The organism is Nocardia acidivorans NBRC 108247, from assembly GCF_001625085.1.
Classification (GTDB): domain Bacteria; phylum Actinomycetota; class Actinomycetes; order Mycobacteriales; family Mycobacteriaceae; genus Nocardia; species Nocardia acidivorans.
In genome coordinates this window covers 1-16675 of sequence record NZ_BDAW01000002.1, presented here as the reverse complement: position 1 = coordinate 16675, position 16675 = coordinate 1, and the positions used below count along the sequence as shown (strand labels likewise).

11 protein-coding genes are annotated in these 16675 nt (G+C 68.3%); 3 read left to right on the top strand and 8 right to left on the bottom strand.

All coding sequences use genetic code 11. The annotated features are described in order from the left end of the window. Window positions 1-38: 38 nt before the first annotated feature. Genes NA10_RS00060 through NA10_RS00050 form a run of 3 tightly spaced genes read left to right on the top strand, consistent with a single transcriptional unit; the run spans window position 39 to window position 1646 of the window. A complete protein-coding gene (locus tag NA10_RS00060; RefSeq protein ID WP_067561560.1) occupies window positions 39-485 on the top strand; it encodes a hypothetical protein in 447 nt (148 codons plus the stop codon). 18 nt (window positions 486-503) lie between these two features. Beyond that, window positions 504-875, top strand: a complete 372-nt coding sequence (locus tag NA10_RS00055; RefSeq protein ID WP_067561557.1) for a hypothetical protein — start codon at window positions 504-506, stop codon at window positions 873-875. An 18-nt stretch (window positions 876-893) separates the two neighbouring features. Further along, window positions 894-1646 carry a hypothetical protein gene (locus tag NA10_RS00050; protein ID WP_067561554.1) on the top strand — a complete coding sequence of 251 codons (753 nt, stop codon included), beginning with the start codon at window positions 894-896 and terminating at the stop codon, window positions 1644-1646. A 36-nt stretch (window positions 1647-1682) separates the two neighbouring features. Here the strand turns inward: NA10_RS00050 and NA10_RS00045 are convergent, their stop codons facing one another. From NA10_RS00045 to NA10_RS00010, 8 genes are all read right to left on the bottom strand, one after another. After that, on the bottom strand, window positions 1683-2918 hold the full coding sequence (locus tag NA10_RS00045) for a hypothetical protein (protein WP_067561551.1): 1236 nt from the start codon (window positions 2916-2918) through the stop codon (window positions 1683-1685). Next, a complete protein-coding gene (locus tag NA10_RS00040; protein WP_067561549.1) occupies window positions 2915-3232 on the bottom strand; it encodes a type VII secretion target in 318 nt (105 codons plus the stop codon). The genes NA10_RS00045 and NA10_RS00040 overlap by 4 nt, the downstream gene beginning before the upstream one ends. An 88-nt stretch (window positions 3233-3320) precedes the next feature. Further along, window positions 3321-3665 (bottom strand): hypothetical protein, encoded by a 345-nt coding sequence (locus tag NA10_RS00035; protein ID WP_067561807.1) that lies wholly within the window; start codon window positions 3663-3665, stop codon window positions 3321-3323. A gap of 29 nt (window positions 3666-3694) precedes the next feature. Then, window positions 3695-4474, bottom strand: coding sequence for an ESX secretion-associated protein EspG (locus NA10_RS00030; RefSeq protein ID WP_067561804.1), 780 nt, complete (start codon window positions 4472-4474; stop codon window positions 3695-3697). A 5-nt stretch (window positions 4475-4479) separates the two neighbouring features. Then, window positions 4480-6279: a WXG100 family type VII secretion target gene (locus NA10_RS00025; RefSeq protein ID WP_067561547.1), complete on the bottom strand. Its 1800-nt coding sequence runs from the start codon at window positions 6277-6279 to the stop codon at window positions 4480-4482. Between the two features lie 78 nt (window positions 6280-6357). After that, window positions 6358-7911: a hypothetical protein gene (locus NA10_RS00020; protein WP_245676913.1), complete on the bottom strand. Its 1554-nt coding sequence runs from the start codon at window positions 7909-7911 to the stop codon at window positions 6358-6360. A gap of 51 nt (window positions 7912-7962) precedes the next feature. Continuing rightward, the gene (locus NA10_RS00015; protein WP_245676912.1) at window positions 7963-8232 is read right to left on the bottom strand and encodes a hypothetical protein; all 270 of its coding nucleotides are present in this window, start codon (window positions 8230-8232) and stop codon (window positions 7963-7965) included. Between the two features lie 103 nt (window positions 8233-8335). After that, window positions 8336-16627 (bottom strand): hypothetical protein, encoded by an 8292-nt coding sequence (locus tag NA10_RS00010; protein ID WP_157555876.1) that lies wholly within the window; start codon window positions 16625-16627, stop codon window positions 8336-8338. Between the last annotated feature and the right edge of the window lie 48 nt (window positions 16628-16675).

Here is a 16675-nt window from a genome sequence, read left to right as displayed (position 1 = left end):
TTGCGGACGACCGCCCCGGCTGTGGAAGGATCGATCACATGGTGCAGGAAGATTCGCTGGGTCGGCTCGATCAGGCCGCCGTACTGCAGGTGGTCGGCCGCGCCCTGGTGGATGCGGTCCCGGCGGGCTGGCACCGGATTCGATTCGAATTCCGCGGCACCGTGCAGATCGACGGCGCGCTGCTGGAGTCGATCGCCGCCGACGGCACCGCCACCCGGCATTCGGTCCCGAAAACCGCCATGCGCGAGTTCGATAAATTGCGTGCCGCGATGTATCAGCCGGATACGGGCGCGTGGTTCACCGCGCGATACTCCATCGAGCGCACCGGCGATTACACCATCGAGTTCGACTACGACAACGAGCCGGATTTCACGCCGCGATTGACCGCCGGCGCATACGCATTGGATTTCCAGCATTACCCTCGCGATGAGCAGCACACCCCGGAATGGTTGCGGGACAGGCTCCGCGAGGCGCAGGCGGATTGATGGGGAGGGTTTTGTTTCATGGTTGACGGGCAACTGCGACTGGCGCGCGTGTACGACGGACGCGATGAGAGCGGGCGGCCCGTGGCCGTTCGCGAACCGGTGATCCCCTGGTTCCAGGATCAACTGCTGACCTATCTGGAATCCGCGCCGGTGGTGCTGGCCGCGCGCAGCTTCGATGTGGACGAATTCGCACCCGAGCAGCGCGATGTCCCGTTGAACTTCCGGACCGACGGGGTGTGGGTGTGGTCCGGCTCGGTGGCGCACTATCTGCGCAAGCATCGGCTGCCGCCGGAGCCCGAACTCGTCGAGCACATCATGGCGCGCGGATTCCGCCTCGGCGAAGTCGACGACGCCACCAAGGACGCGGCCGTGCGGCTCATTACGGGCTGATTCGAAAGGGGCTGCCGGATGGGCGATTTCGATCTCGCGCGGCGTCGGGAAGTGTTGGACGAAGGCTTCCGATTGCAGGCGCGGTACCGGACGATGGACTATTCGGCCGGGGGTGACGCGGTCATCAACAAGGTCTTCGAGCTGCATGACGAATACCGCGCGATGCTCCCGGAGACCGTCGTCGCACGGTGCCCGCTGACCGGTGTCGTGGTGCGCTGGGCGCTGGACACCGCCGATCTGGACGGCTGGTACTGGAAGTCGGATCGCCCGGTGCAGCGGTACAAGACACAGCCGACGTCCACCTGGCTGGCCATGAAAGGCGCTGTGCGACTGGCGGAACCGCCGACCGTAGCGCCGTTCCGGAGCGATCCGGGGCCCGGCGCGCCCTTCGTGCTGCCCTATCTGCTGGAACAACCCGATATCCGCGCGGTCATCACGCAGGTGCCGATCGGCCGCCATACCGCGTGGCCGATCACCTATTTCGGCCCGAGGCGACCCGTCGACATCTCACTGGAAGACCTCTGGGGCCAGGATCGGAACCCCATCCTCGATCCGACCGGCCTCGATCGCGAATACGCCGAGCGGCTGCCCGGCCGCCGGACCCAGGATTTCGACCTGCGCGGCTGGCTCGATACGGGCAAGCTGCTGTGGATCGAACCCGGCGACGCCACCGCCACCCTGCGAGAGGGCGCGACGGGCTGCCCCTACGCCGGGATCAAGGGCGATCGGCGCGAACAGTGGATCTTCCAGGGCAAGGTCACCCGATACTGAAGTCCCGCAGGCGAATGCGCGCCCGCGGGATGCACATCAGTCGGTGCTGGTGGGCACCCGGGGGCTCACCGAGCCCACCGCGCCGACCACCGGGACACCGGTGTTGCCGAGATCGCCCACCACATCGTCACCGTGTTCGCCCGTGACCAGCTGCGAACGGATCTCCGCATCGGACTCACCCTCCTGCGAGTGCGGAGCCAGTCCGGCACCGGCCATGGGCGGGGCCATCATGCCCGGACCGGTCATGGCCGCGGCGCGGGTGGTCGCCGCCGGTTCCGCGGTGGGCGGGGCGGCGGGCGGCGCCGCGGCGGAGCGGGTGCCGGTCCACTGACTCAATGGCGTCGCCGCACTGGTGCCGAGCCCGCCGAGCGGAATACCGCCGCCGGGGCCGATCCCGCCGACCTTGCCCGGATCGAGGGTGTCGTCCACCGGTACGACCGTATCGGCGGTGTCGGTGACGGTGAGCGTCTGTGCGATCGACTGCACCTGCTGCACACCGGAATTCGCGGCACTGGCGAGCGGGGAGAGCGCACCGAGCAACTGGGTCACCTGCGAGAGCGAATCCACTCCGCTCGGTGCGTTGGTGACCTTCACCTTCTGCCCCGCCGCGGTCATATTCGCGCTGTGCACGGCCAGTTCGCCCTTGGTCTTGGCGGTCACCGCCGTTGCCTCGGCGGCGGTTTCACTCGCCATGGCCAGCAGGAACGCCTGTCCGGGCGGGGTCACCAGGAAGGGCGCGGAGGCCGCGACGGAGGCGAGGAATTTGGCGATGATCGTGGCCATGGTGGCCGCGCCGGTCGCCACCGAGGTGGCCGCGCCGCCCAGTACGACCTTCTGTTCACCGTTCTGGGTTTGCAGTTGCACCGCATCGGCCTGGGCCGCGGTGCCTTTGGCCAAAGCACTCGTCGCGCCCTCACCCTGCCAATCCCCCGAGGAGGCCATCGACATGAGTGAGGACGCCATGGTCATGATCTGCTGCAGGGCGCTCGACACCGTCGAAAGCACCTGTGTCGGATCGACGCTCGCACCGCTGAGCTGACCGGTGCCGAACGCCTGCGCCAGATCGGTGAGCGGGCGGGTGAGCGCGCTCAGATCGATCACCGGCAGCACCGGCATACCCGGCAGCGGCGGCATGGCGGGCAATTGCGGCAGCGAGGTCAAGCCGAGATCCCGCAGGATGTCATTGACCGGGCGGTCCAGCAGCGAACCGATATCGGTGCCGCGCAGGATATCCGCGACGGTGGGATCGGGCGAACCCTGCGGCGAGCTCATAGCTCCTGCGTCAGCGAGAAGAAGTCCACGCTGGACTTCGCCTCGACCGAATCGTAGGCGGCGGCGGCTTCGTGCGCGGTGACCGCGGTACCGGCGTGCACGGCGGCGAGTTCCGCGGTCGAGGCGAAGTGATTGCCCTGCGCACCAGCGAAACTCAGCAGGAATTCCTGGCCGATCAGGCCGAAGACCGGGACGACCGCGGCGACGGTGGCGGCCTGATCGACGGCGGCGGCACCGGCGATGGTGGATGCCATGGCGGCGGAGACATCACCGTAGTGGCGGATCGCGTCCGGTGAGGCAGCGAGGTTGCTCATGAGACTCCCATCAGGAAGATCAACTCGAATTGAACTATACAGAGCGAATATTCGGGCGGTATATCAAAGTCTGCGAGAATTTCCGGTATCAGATGGGCCGCAGCCAGCTGTCCGGCTCGGTGTCGAAATCCTGCTCCTCGACGATCTCCTGCCGCGTCACCTCGGCCAGGGTGGGCAATCCGGTGAGCGCCAACATCTCCGGAGCCAATCCGGCCTGGCGCAATTGCTCGCGGCGCTGGGATCCGGCGCGGGCGGCTGACTGCTTGCACAGCCGCAGGATCTCCGCCGCCAGTGCGGCCGGATCATCGCGCAGCTGATCGCGCTCCACGCGCACCCCCAACGGCAGACCCTGCTCGGTGGTGCAGACGACCACCGCACCGGTCCGCGACGCGATCGTGAACTCGGTCGGAAACGACGTATCGTCCAGTTGCATTGGCGCACCCTCCTTTTCGCTGGTCACATCTACTCGTCCCCGAGGGCCACGAGCACCTCGTCGATGCGCGCCCGCACGGTCGCGATCATGCGGCGCGGATCGGCGGGCGTCGCCACCCGCGGATGGTCACCGGTGACGATGTAGCGGCCGTCGTCGACCAGATCCCGCCAGTCCACCCGATGCCTGGTGATGCCGCGCGGGCCGAAACGCGAATAGCCCTGCACGACCTCGATCACACCCCGGCTGACCGCCGGCGCGGCCAGGAATTCGGCGGCTCGATCGATGACCGTTCCGTCCATGGTCTCGTGCGCCGGGGACAGGCCGAAACCGTAATCGTGGTCCTCGATATCGGCCGGTTCGGCGAGTACGAGCTCCGGACCGCGACCCGGCGCGGTATCGGGCAGCGCCGCCGTCAACTCGGCCGCGAGCTGTCCCGCATCGCAGGCGGTGACGTCGAAACCCGCACTGTGCATGACGGTTTCACCCGGCTGCTGGACGACCAGGTAGCCGATATCGCCGCGGCGTGCGCCGAGCAGGCGAATGCTGCCCTTGGGATCGGAGGCGTCACGACCGTCCCGGCCGCGCACCTCCACCCGGACATCGGGCAGCGACAGGATGTCGAAGATGTCCTGCCATTCGGGATCGCGCTCGTGCGCGAGTTGCTCCCGGGTGCGCGCCATCTCCTCCAAATGCTCACTCCACCAGCGGGTTCGGCTGCTGAACATGAGCGGCTCGGGCAGGGACTCCGCGCCGCGCTCCTCCCACAGCGCCAGGAATTCCAGATCCGTGAAAGACCAGGATCGACGCACCGAACTCAACCCTCCACCACGGGCTTCGCCACGATCGGGGGTGCGCCCATGGCCTCTTCCAGGTATTCCGAGGAGTCCAGGAACTCGGGGCGCTTGTGCTCCTTACCCTGACCACCCGCACCGCCCGCGCCGTGACCGCCGCCCATCGGGGCGCCGCCCATCCCGCTGCCCATGGGAGTTGCTCCGCCGGTGGCGATTCCGGCACGCGAACTCGTGGCGATGGCGCCCTCGACCTCGGCGGAGAGCGCGGCGCGCGGGAACAGTTTGGCGGTGAGCTCCTTGGGCGCGGCCGCGGCGCTGATCCCCGGACCGCCGCCACCGGGACCGCCGCCCTTGGCGATATCCTTCAGGTCCTTCAGATCTTTCAGGTTGTTGAGCATGTTCGGCAGGCTCGCCAGCGTGGAGCTGGGGTCTGTCGTCTTCTGCTGGTTCGCCGAGTTGAGGGTCTGCAAGCCCTGTTGCAGGGCGCTGCTCAATTGCGATGCGTCCGATGAGCCGCTCGAACTCTGTTGCGATGTACCGTTGCTCGAACTCTGGCCGGGATCAGTCGTGTTCGGATCGGTTCTACTCGGATCCGTCTGGCTCGGATCCGTCTTACCCCGCGGGTCGTCGGAGCCGTTCTTGCCCGGATCGGTCTTGTTCGGATCGTTGCCGTTCGGGCCCTTGCCCTGCGGGGTCTTGCCGTTCGGATCGCTCTTGCGCGGATCGATCTGATTCGCCGGAATCGACGCGCCCGACAACCCGAGTTTGTTCTGCGGCTTGGTCGTTCCGCCGCCGCCACCATCATCGGTGGTGGTGCGGCCCTTCGCATCGACCCCGGGTAGCTGTGCCAGCGGATCCACCAGATGCGGAATGGCCTTACTGCCCGCGATCATGCCGTTCACATAAAAGTTCTGAAAGGCCTGACGCGCGGCTTTCACGATCCGATCCTCGCGGGCCGGATGGTCGTAGTCGAAATCGGTTGGCGCGCTCGGCATCCGCACCTTGGTGTTGTCCAGCCAGCCCGAGACGTAGGTCAGGTTGGACGCCATCGCGCGCATATCGGCGGTGAGACCGGCGGCCTCGGTCTTGAACTCCCCGGCCACGCGGCGCGCGGCATCGCCGCCGCGACCGGTCCAACCGTCCTTCATCTTGTCCAGCTGTTTGGTGAGCTGGTCGAAACTCTTGTCCACCTTGTCCGCCACCAGCAGCCAGGTGCCGCCGATATCGGATACCAGCTGCGGGTTCATTCCTTCGCCCGCGGCGTGCAGCCACACCCGGTCCTTGCCGTTCGGATCCTCGGGGTCGAGCGAGTCGTAGTGCCCCTTCTCCCTCGCGATCTTCACCAGGTCCGCATTGCCGTGCTTACCGTCCAGCGGCGGCGCGGAATCATCGTGCCACACCGGGAGTTTGGTGCCGCTGACCAGTTTCGGGTCGCCGGCGGGGGGTTGAACGGGGGATTCCTTCTTGAACCGGTCGAACTCGGCTTTGGAATCCTCTTCGGTCACCTTGTAATTGTGGTCGGCCACGATCATGGTGTCCGCCATGGCCTCCACCAGGTCGATATACCGCTTCAGGACACCGCCGAGATTCTTGCCCTGGGCGTTGAAACGGTCCTCGAGGTGCATCGCCGACGGCAGGATCGAGTGATCACCGAAGCCCTTGTGCTCGGTGAGCAGTGGCTGGTAGGTAAGCGCGATACCCAGCGTGTTCGCCACGTCGGCGGCGATCTTGGCCGCGGCCTGGCCGACGCCGTCGCCCAGATTCAGGGTGCCACCGCGCGCCTGCTGGGCCAGCCCCCGCCATGGATTGTCTGTGTCACCCACGTCCCGCTCCTACCCTCACGTGTTCGTCGAACACTAGTGCGCACCAGTACAACTCAGCCACCCATCCACACGATTCCGTTACGCGTGCCTGGTACGAAAGCGCTGCTCGAAGCCGGACAGATAGATCGACGGCGGTGTGGCCGAGGTCGCCGCCTCGACCACACCGTCGTCCGCTATATAGAACAATGCCCGCTGCACGGCGATTTCATTCGGATCGGCGGGGGCGTAAACGAGCCATCCGACCGGAAGGCGTTCCGCGCGAAGCTGATCCAGCGGGTAGCCGGTGGTGTCGATACCGGCGGTGTCGATATGGCGCAGCACCTCGGCGATCGCCTCGTCCCGGGGCAGCGGTTCCGGACCGGTGCGGGCCACACCGGCCAATGTGAGCTGATAGTGCGCGCCATCCAGATCGGCTGTCTCCCCGAAGGTTTCGGCGAGCCGGGTGCGGGTGACATCACCGCGTTCGGCGGCCTCGACATAGGCGGTGACCGTGCCGCGCAGTGCTTCGGACGGGTCGTCGGCCAGGAGACCGCAGATCACATCGGTGACGGTGCCGGTGGTCCAGATGCCCGGGACCGCGGCGGCCAACTCGGTCGCGCGCGGGGATTCCGCGCGATACCAGCGACCGCGCTCCCACCAGTAGCAGAAGGTCAGCAGGCCGCCGCCGGCGCGAGTGTTCAAGACCGAGTTGGCGACCCACTCCGGCGCGCCCGCGTACAACCGCGGCAGCGCGGTGCGGCCGTTGTAGGCGGCGTCGAGTTCGGGGGCGTTCCAGACCCCGCCCGAGAGCACCGCGCGACCACCCGGCAGCGCGTACAGCGAGGAGCCAGAACGGCGCGAGCCCTCGAACCAGCCGAAGGACGGCAGCACACGCGGACCCCACTCCGAGCCGATGGCGACGAAGGCCGCGGCGAGGGCGGACCAACGCGACCACAGCGCGCCGAAATCCGGGAAGTCGTTCTCGGAAATCGCGGGCAGCACCCCGGATTCGCGATCGGCGCGGGCCGCGACCGCGGCCTGCTGCGGGGTGCGGCCCTGCCGATTGTCATGGTGCACATAGGCTGCCAGCCAGGTCGGCAGGCTCGCGCGCGGATACGCCTCCAGATCGGCCAGGTAGTCACGCGGAGCGAAGAGCTGATCGTCGGGGAAGGGTTCGTCACCATAGTCGTGATCGACCTCGAGCTCACCGGCGGCGGTCAGCGTCATTTCGAAACGCCACCACGGGCCGTCACCGAGTTCGGCCGAGACGGCGCGATGCGTGGCGACCAGGTTCAGCACCTCCTGCGAGGGCAGGATTCGGATCTGCCGGCGCTGATCGTCGAAGAAGGTCAGGCGGGACAGTTGGCCGGTGACGGTCAGGGCGAAGGCGGCGTGCACGCTGTCCCAGCCGTTCGGGCCCAGCGCCATCAGCTCCTGCGCGATGCGGTGCGCCACGCCCCGGGCCTGATCGGCGACATCCATCGCACCGGGGGTGTCGGCCGGATCGGGGGTGAGGTTGAAGCCGACATCGGGGGCGGATTCGGTCACGCCGTCGCCGGATTCGACCTGTGCCTCGGAAAGCTCTGCCGCACTTGCGGATTCCGGCGACGGTTCGCCGATGACTGCTTCGCTGAACTCGTGATTCCTGGTCACGCGGAAATCGTCTCCTCGACGGTCACATTCGAGACGGATGCGATGGAACGGCTACTCGTACTCGGCGATGATTCGATCCATCTCCGCGCGCCGGGCGGCGGCGTTGCTGCCGTCCAATTGGCCGGCGAAGGCCCGGCGGGCCGCCGCTTCCAGCTCCGGCGAGGCATTCGGGTAGGCGGACCTGAGGTCGCGCAGCGCCCGCATGGTCTGCTGATCGAGACCGGTTTCGGTGCGCAGACCGCCGCCGGACAGCGCCCGCTGCAGCATGCTGTCGAAATTGCGCTGCAACTGCTCCTTGCTCGGGTGGCCGCCGTAGCGCACGTCCGTCCTCCTCGCTCATCCGATCAACCCTCAGCATCGCATATCCGAGCCAACCGGGCGGTTGCCGGAACCGGACGAACAGGCGAACTCCGTAATCGGGCGCTCACCCGAAAATCCCCACCCGGCGCATCGGATCGGCGAGCACATCACGAATCAGCAGACCCAGATCGGCGTCCGCGCCGACCGGGCGATAGCGCAACTCACACTGCTCGTGACCGCCCGCGGCGATCACCAGACGGGTGAAGCCCTCGGTGGTGCGCTCCCAGCGTGCCTCGGCGCCGAGCTGATCGACCTCGATCGCCTGGTCACCGACGCGCAGCACCAGACCGTGCGGGGCGCGGTAGAAGACCACCCGCACACCGTCGAGATCGCCGTAGACGCCCGAGAGCGCGCCGGTGGCCATCGGGGCCGACTGCAATTGGCCGGTGCCCGGATCGAAGGTGGCGAACTCGCCGTACCCCGAATGGGAACGGAGATAGATCGTTCCGTTCCTGGCCGGACCACCGCCCGCGCGGGGGAATCGGCGATCGCCCCGGCCGTTCTTCGCACCATTGCTTGCGACGGGAGCGGCACCCGGCGGCATCATCGGTGCGCCGCCCACGGGTGCGCCCGAACCATTCGGTGTCCCAGCGCCATTCGAGGTGTGATCGGCGGAGGTGGGTTCGTGTGGCGACCCCGGATCGCTATTCGGATCGAAGCCCGAGGGTGCGCCGGGTACGCCGTGCGACGGAGTCGAACCCGGCGTACCCGAATTCCCTCGCTCACCAAGCGATTCCAGCAGTCGATTCACGGCCTCGGCCGGATCGTACTGCTGCGGTGCACCATTCGATGGCGTCGTCGGCCACGCATTCGACGGCGACGGCTGGGTCGTACCCGGCGAACCGTACGACGGCTGCGACGAATTCGGCCACCCATTCGAGCCGTTCGGCTGCGAACCGCCCGGCCACCCAACAGTGGGTTGCTGGGGCAAGCCATACCCGGTCGGGGGCTCTGACCACCCCGGCATGGGTATGCCCGGCGGCCACGAATCGATAGGCGGCCAAGAACATCCCGGCGGCCAGCCCGCAGGCGGATACGGCGCCGTCGGCGGCCAGGGTATCCCCGGCGGCCAGCCCTCCGGCGGCGTCGGAATGTGCGGCGGCACCGGAGGTTCCGGCACCGGGGGCGATTGCGGCTGCGGCATGTGCGGCTGCGGCATCGACGGACCGCCGGGTCCGCCCGGCTGCGGGTGGGGTTGAGGCTGCGGCTGCGGGTGGGGTTGAGGCTGCGGCTGCGGGTGCGATTGAGGCTGCGGCTGCGGCTGCGATTGAGGCTGCGGCTGCTCGTCCGCGGGCGGCAGAGTCCACGGATACGGCTCCAACGACGGCTTCGGCGCGTAATCCGGCAGGTTGTAGTCGGGATCCTGGTGCGGCACATGCGGAATATGCGACCGCACATGCCCCCAATTCGGCTCCTCCCGACGCCGCCCCTCCCCCGAATCCGGGTCATCGCCATTCGGATCATCGGGATCGGACGCATGCGGCTCCGAACCATCGGGATCCGAGGCATCCGGCTCCGAGTTGTGCGGCTCCGAGGCATCCGGCTCCGAGTTGTGCGGCTCCGAATGATCGCGACTTGAACTATCGGGTTCCGAGCCGCCGGGCTCAGAGCCGCCGGGCTCAGAGTGGTCCGAGTTGTCAGGCTCAGAGTTGTCAGGCTCAGGTTTGTCAGGCTCAGGTTTGCCAGGCTCAGGTTTGCCAGGCTCAGGTTTGCCAGGCTCCGAATGATCCCGGTCCGAATTGTCAGGCTGGGAGCTACCCGGTTCCCAAGTTGGCGGATCGGATTCATCGGGATCGGGCGCACGCGAAGCGGTGCCGTGCGGGTTCGAGCGGTCAGCATCCGAGCCGTCAGCGCCCGGGCCTCGCGGATCCGAATCGACGGGTTCGAGGGCAACAGGCTCCGAAACCGTGGTGTCCGAACCGGTTCCGTCATCATGGCCCGAGCTGTCGTCCGCGTCGTGATCGGTGCCGACGGCCGGGTTGTCCTTCTCGACGGAGACGGGGTTTTCCGGTGTGCCGTCGTTGTCGGCGGAACTGCCGATGTCCTTTGCGGGCTGGGCGCTGCGATCGTCCGGCGGGGCTTCGCTGTTCAACGCGGCCGAGGGGTCGTTCGGGGTATTCGATTGTGGTGCGTCGGGTTTGGCGGGCGCGGATTCGTGATCCGTGCCGATGACAGGGTCCTCGCGAGTCACCGGCACGGTAGCGGGATCCTCGCCGACGGCGGGCTCGGCGTGTGGGAGCGAGGGTTGGTCGCCGTGGTTGGCGAAGGCTATGCGGGGGTCGGCGGGCGGGGTGGCGGCGTGGGTGGCCACCCAGTCGGAGAAAGCGTCGGCGCGGTGGAATTGTTCGGCGGCGGAGCGGAGTCGGCGGAAGGCATCGGCGGGGTCGCCGGTGGTCAGGCGGATGGTGCTGTTTTGCAGTTCCCGCATGGTGTTGTCGAGAGCTGCCGGGGTGAGGCGGGATTCGTCGACGTTCAGGCCGGTGACATCGCGCAGGTTGGTTATCGCCTCGCGGAGGGTGGTGTGTGCCGCGTCGTGGGCGCGCTGGGCAGCGGCCTCGGGGGTATCGGCGGCAATGGCCGCGGCGGCGGCCTGGCGGGCCTGCTCGGCTTCCCAGCGCGAGACGCGATCCTGCGCTTGGTGTCGGCGGTCGGCCGCGTCGGCGAGGTCCAGGCGGGCGCGGTCGGCGGCGGACAGGCCGGGGCGGTGTGCGTCGGCGAATTCGCGTCGGGTGGCGGCCACCGCGTCGGGGGTGAGGTTGGCGGCGGTGAGGGGTAGGCCGAACAGAGCCGCGTTGAGGTTGGCGTCGGCGGCCAGGAGTTCTCGCCGGGCTGCCTCGAGTTCGCGCGCCGCGGCCTGCTCGGGAGTCTCCGCCGCGCGAGCGGATTCGGCCTGTTCGGCCCGGGCGATATCGAGGAACTCCCGGGCGTGCTGGTAGCGGTGCACGGCATCGCGCAGCGGGATGAGATCGTCGGTCCAGATATCGGCCTGGTCCAGCGGCATCCGGGACATGCGGTCGACCTGATCGACGACCCGGTCCAGGCCCACCCGGGCCAGGTCGGGATCGGCGGCGATCAGGGATTCCAGATCGGTTCTGGCGGAATCTGATTCGCGCTGCCAGACGTCGACCGGCGTCTCACCCGGACCGGACTCGCGCTGAACGGCTTCCCGGAGTTGGGATTCCAGCTCCGCCACCCGGGTTTCGGCGCGGGTGTACTCACCCGCCGCGTCCACCAGATCCGCGATGCGCCGGTCGTGATCCGGCAGCGTCCCGGCCTCATCCGCATTACGGGTGCTCAGGTAGTCGGCGGTCCCGCGAATGCGCTCGGGGGTGAGATCGCCGTCCACAATGGGACGGTTGTTCTCCAGGTACATCCGGCCGACGGCGTGCTCACGCGCATCGCGAGCCAGGTCGAGTTGATGCCGCGCGGTGGCCAGATCATCGACGAGATCGCGGACACCACGTTGCGGTGCAACGGGTTCCGGCGGCGTGGTGAGCCTGTTGTGCTCATCGGCCAGCCGTTCCAGTTCCTGGATATCGGCTTCACGGGCACGCACCTCGGCACGCATGGTGTCGACGACCTCGGCCAGCTTCTCGGGACTGAGCCGCTCATGCTTATCGATCTTGCCGTCGCGGTAGTACTCGTAGACCTCGGCGTAACGGGTGTTGCGCGCGGTATCCACCGCCCTGGTCAACTCCTGCGGGGAGAGCAGTTTGCTCTGGTCCGCGATGCTCTGCCGGTAGAAGTCGTAGGCGGCGTGGGCATCTCCGCTGTCGAGAATGCGCAGCACCTCGCCCAGCTGCGCGGGACTCAGCCGATCGTGCAGCGATTTACCGCGTTCCTCATACAGCTCCACGGTGCGCGCGATGTCGTTGACGTCGACGCCGAGCAGCCGGGACCATGCGCTCGCGGCCTGCGAGGGATTGTCGGAAATCGGTGGCTCGCCGATGGATTCGTTCATCAGCGCGCGCAGCAGCGCCGGTGCGGCGGGATCGTGAATGGGCACTACACCGTCGGCGGCGCGCGGATCCCGCGCCGGATCGATGTGCAGATCGCGGCGGAACGGATCCAGATCACTGAGCGTATTGACGTACTCGCCCAGCGCGGCAACCAGTTCCGGGTTCAGGCCGGAGCGATGCAGCAGATCGTTGACCGCGTGCAGCAGCCCATTCGGGTTGGTGCTCTTGGGATCCGGTGCGTAGCCGACGACCTCGCCGAGTTTCTTGTCTACGACATGCTTATTGGAATAGAGGTCCTCGGGTTCGACGCCCAGACGATGCGCCAGCCGATCCCGCGCGGCCAGCACCGTGGCAGCATCGACGTTGTCGCGCAATACCTTCGCGTAATCGAGTAGATCCCCGATCGCCTGTAGGCGGCGCACCTGGCGCATGGCCGGATCGGCCATCGCCTCGGCCAGTGCCCGGGGTGACAGATCCTCCGGATCGATGCGCAGTCGATTCGCCAGATTCTCCAGCCTGCGGTTCAGGTCGTGGAAATTGTCGATGGCATCGCTGCTGCGGATGAAGTCCGCCATACCCTCGATCTGCGCGGCGCGCAGGGCATTGTCGTGCCGCAGCGCCCGGATGGTGTCCTCGAGGAAGCCGGGGCCCAGATCCATGCGGTAGACCGAGAGCCGGGCCGCGACCTCATTGCGTTCCGCGCGAACGATATCCGGATCGCGCGGGACGGCGGGCATGGTGTCCGGCGTGGAATGCGGATCGAGGGCGATCGGCGGTTCGGGGATGGGCTGCACGATCCGCCAGGGGCCGTCGCCGTCGCGCACCATGAGCATGGGCAGGCGATCACCGCCCTCGGGACCCTGATGGAACAGCACTTCCGGTGTCGGGTGCGGGTTGACGTGCAACTGCCCGTTATCGGCCAAACCGATGACGTGATAGTCGAGTTGGAGTTCCCCGCGATTGAGCTGTGCGCCCAGGTCGGGATGGGCCGCCAGGGCGTCGGCGAGACGGGCGTCGTGGTCGGAGTCGCCGCGAATGACGACGAGCCGGTGGGGGTCGCCGGGATGCGCGCCGGGGTGCACGCCGACACCGGGTTCCAGCATGACGCCGCCCTGTCCGTCGAGCCAGGCATGTGCCGCGATATCGGCCAAATCTCTTGCGTGCGTGCGGGCTTCGGCGTCGAGCTGCTGATAGCGGTCGACCGCGTCGATGAAATCGCCGAGTCGGTCCACGCTGTCGCGCAGTTCCATGCGCAGATCGCCGATGGTGTGCCGGATCTGCTCCGGGGTGAGGCCGTCGAGCGATTCACCGATCAGCTGCGCCCAATTCGAGCGTTCGTCGCGGATTTGATCGCGCATGAGGGCGTCTTCGAAGAGCTGGCCCTCGCGGCGGGCGGAGAGTTCCTCATCCGGATCTTCGAAGTGCCTGACCCATTCGCCGCCATTGTTGACCGGCAGCGCGTCCAGTGCCGAGGCGCGCGGTTCGCGGGGGCGGAATTCGAGCGAATCGTCGTCCGGGGAGGCTCCGGCCGCTTCGCGGCGGCGCTGGGCGCGTTCCTCCTCGACGCGCATGGCTTCGGCGAGGCGGGCCTCGCGGACGTAACGGCCGAGCGGATCCTTGTCGGAGAAGCTGACCGGGCTGTACGGCACGCGCTCGTGCTCGACATTGAAGCGGGCGGCCACATCTCGCAGCGCCTCGATCGCGCCGGCGCGGCGCATGAGCTCGTAGGTGGCATTGTCGACCGCGCGGCGCAGCGCCTCCGGGGCCGCGTTCGGCAGATCGATGTGCTGTTCACCAGCGATGCGCACGAGATCGGCCAGGGCGGCGTCGCGGGCATCCAGGGCGGCGGCCAGGGGCTCCGGCATATCCGGGCCCCAATGCTTCTCGTGCGGGGCCTCGAGTTGCGGGCGGTCCGGATCCGGCTGCGGGGCAGGGATTTCCGGATAGTCCGCCTCGGTCGGCAGACCGGCCAGGCGCAGCGACTCCTCTATCTCCGCGCGCAGCACCGGATCGGCTTCGGAGTACCACGGCTGGTACTCCTGACCGTCGCGGGTGTGCATGGGGACCACATCGGCGGAGATGTCGGCGATCCGGGCGGTGATCCGATGCAGGATCGGCATGCGCTCGCGGTCCTGGTAGATGGTGGCGATCTCCTTCGCCGCGCGGACCGGGTTGAAATCGTCGTCGATATGGGCGAGGACGTCGTTGTGGATGAGATCGCCGAGGCCGTGGGTGAGGTTGACCTGGCCCTTCTTGTCCCAGCCCGAACCGGACGGGTATTTCGGCGTGTCGGCGTGGTATCCGCCCATCATGCGCTGCCAGATGCGGCGCAGCAGGCCGGGGCGCTTCTCCTCGACGACCTTGCCGGGTTCGGGCGGCTGGGGCAGATTCGGGCGCGGGACGACCTCGACGCGTTTGCTGCCGTCGGGGTTCTCGGTGACGCGGATGTGCACGCGGTCGTCACCCGCGGTGAGTACCGCGTGAATGCCGTCCCCGGGGCTCTGGGCGTGGAAGGTGGCGGCCATCAGGTCGGCGACATCGGCTGCGCGGCGCAGGGTTTCCTCGTGCAGGGCGGCGATGGTGGCATCGCGGTTGGCCGGGCTCAGTGCCTGCGGGTCGTCGATGCGCAGCAGGCGTGCCCATTCGTCGCGATCGGCGGTCAGTCGGGCGCGTTCGGCCGGGTCGAGGGCTTGATCGCGCTGCCGGGAAACCATATCGAGAGCGTCGATGGCACCGGCGCGCAGCAGGTTTCGCAATTGCAGCTCACCGGCGACATCGGGCAGGTGCTGCCGGGTGAGATCGTCGGGTGCGAGGCCGAGGCGGTCCGCGATCTCGGCGCGCAGTTCATCCAGTGTTCGCACGCGCGGATCCTGGTGCGACAGATCACGATTCACCTGCGACCAGGGTTCCAGCGGCAGATCCCGGCGCGCCGCGGTGCCCGGATCGGGGCGGGTTCGCGGGTCCAGCCCCCGCTCACGCTCATCGGCGGCGAGCGGACCCAGATCCTCCGCCCGCATGGCGCGCGGCGGCACACCCAGCTCCGGATCTCCGAAATACCCACGCGCCCGCGCCCTTTCGGCCACCTCCCGCAACGAGGCCAGCGGATCAACATGCCGCGCCAGCGCGGGCCCCAGCCCGAGCTCACTCGCCAACTGCCGCCCATACCCCTCCCGCTCCGGAATCCGCGCCCCCGCAATGGGACCCGGCGACTCACTCAGGAACTCCCCCACCACCCGCAGCGCGGGCGAAGCCCGAACCGGCTCCACCGGCGCGACAATCGCCCCATCGTCACGCGCACCCGATGGCAACTCCATCGGCTGCGTCTGCACCGCATGCGTATCCCCCGGCGGCACGGCAGCCAACGGATCCCGCACCGTAACCTCAGCCGTCGCCTCATGCCGTGGCCCGACCTCAACGGTCGGCGCTTCGCTACCGGGCACGGTCGGCTCGCCGGGTTGCAGCGGCACCGTGGGTGTTTCGCCGGCGGGCGTGGCGGATTCAGGGTTGCTCCGGTAGTCGGCGTAGTCGACCCGCGGGTCGGTGAGCGACTCCGAATTCTCGGGTGAGGTGCGGTCGTCGACGCCCTCGGCACGCGGGTCCGGTGCCGTGACAGGTTCGGGGGACGCGGGGTAGTCGGCCCAATTGACGCGCGGGTCGGTCGGGGGGTCGGCCGGGTCGATCGGGGGCTTGGTCGGGTCGATCGGGGGCTTGGCCGGGTCTGACGGAGTGCTGTTGCCCGGTGTGTCGGCTGGCGGATCGGATTGCAGGTCAACCGATTCCGGCTTCGGGTTGTGAGCCCAGTCGACGCGGGGGTCGGTGGGAGTGGCGGCGGCGGGGTCGGTGCCGGGGCGGGTTGGGGCTTTGGGCGTGGCCGGGGCCGGGCCGTCCGGGTCGGAGGGGCCGGGGCCGCCCGGGGTGGGGTCGTCGGGGGTGTTGGGGGGTTCGGGGGTGCCGGGGTCGGGGCGGCCGCCCGCGATTTCCCAGAGGAAGTCGGCGCGCTCGGCGGAGATGCGGGCCAGCCAGTCGGCGGTCTCGGCTTCGAAGCGTGCCCAGCGCTCGTCCATGGTGCCGGGGACTTCTTGATCGGCGAGGCCGTGCAGCCATTCGGCACGTTCGGCGTCCATGCGGGCGTTCCAGTCCGCCTGCTCGGCGGCCATGCGCTCGAACCAGGCGTCGGGGCCATCGGGCTCGGAAGCCGCTGCGGCGAAGGGGGGTTCGGCCGGGGGTTCGCCGCCGCCGTCACCGCTCGGGCCGGGTTGCGGGTCGGTCGGGGGTGCGGTGTTCTCGGTGGGCTTCTCGTAGTCCGCCCAATCCACCCTTGGATCAACCGGAGTCGTCGCCTGCTCCGACGGCTCGGGGTAGTTCGCCCACTCGACGCGCGGGTCGGTCGGGGGCACCTCGGACTCGGCTGGCTTGGGATAGTTCGCCCACTCCACTCGCGGGTC

What these genes read in the sequence shown, in the direction of transcription:
- NA10_RS00055 (WP_067561557.1), top strand. Translation starts at nt 504, where the DNA reads ATGGTTGACGGGCAACTGCGACTGGCGCGCGTGTACGACGGACGCGAT.
- NA10_RS00060 (WP_067561560.1), top strand. Translation starts at nt 39, where the DNA reads ATGGTGCAGGAAGATTCGCTGGGTCGGCTCGATCAGGCCGCCGTACTG.
- NA10_RS00040 (WP_067561549.1), bottom strand. Translation starts at nt 3,232, where the DNA reads ATGAGCAACCTCGCTGCCTCACCGGACGCGATCCGCCACTACGGTGAT.
- NA10_RS00035 (WP_067561807.1), bottom strand. Translation starts at nt 3,665, where the DNA reads ATGCAACTGGACGATACGTCGTTTCCGACCGAGTTCACGATCGCGTCG.
- NA10_RS00050 (WP_067561554.1), top strand. Translation starts at nt 894, where the DNA reads ATGGGCGATTTCGATCTCGCGCGGCGTCGGGAAGTGTTGGACGAAGGC.
- NA10_RS00045 (WP_067561551.1), bottom strand. Translation starts at nt 2,918, where the DNA reads ATGAGCTCGCCGCAGGGTTCGCCCGATCCCACCGTCGCGGATATCCTG.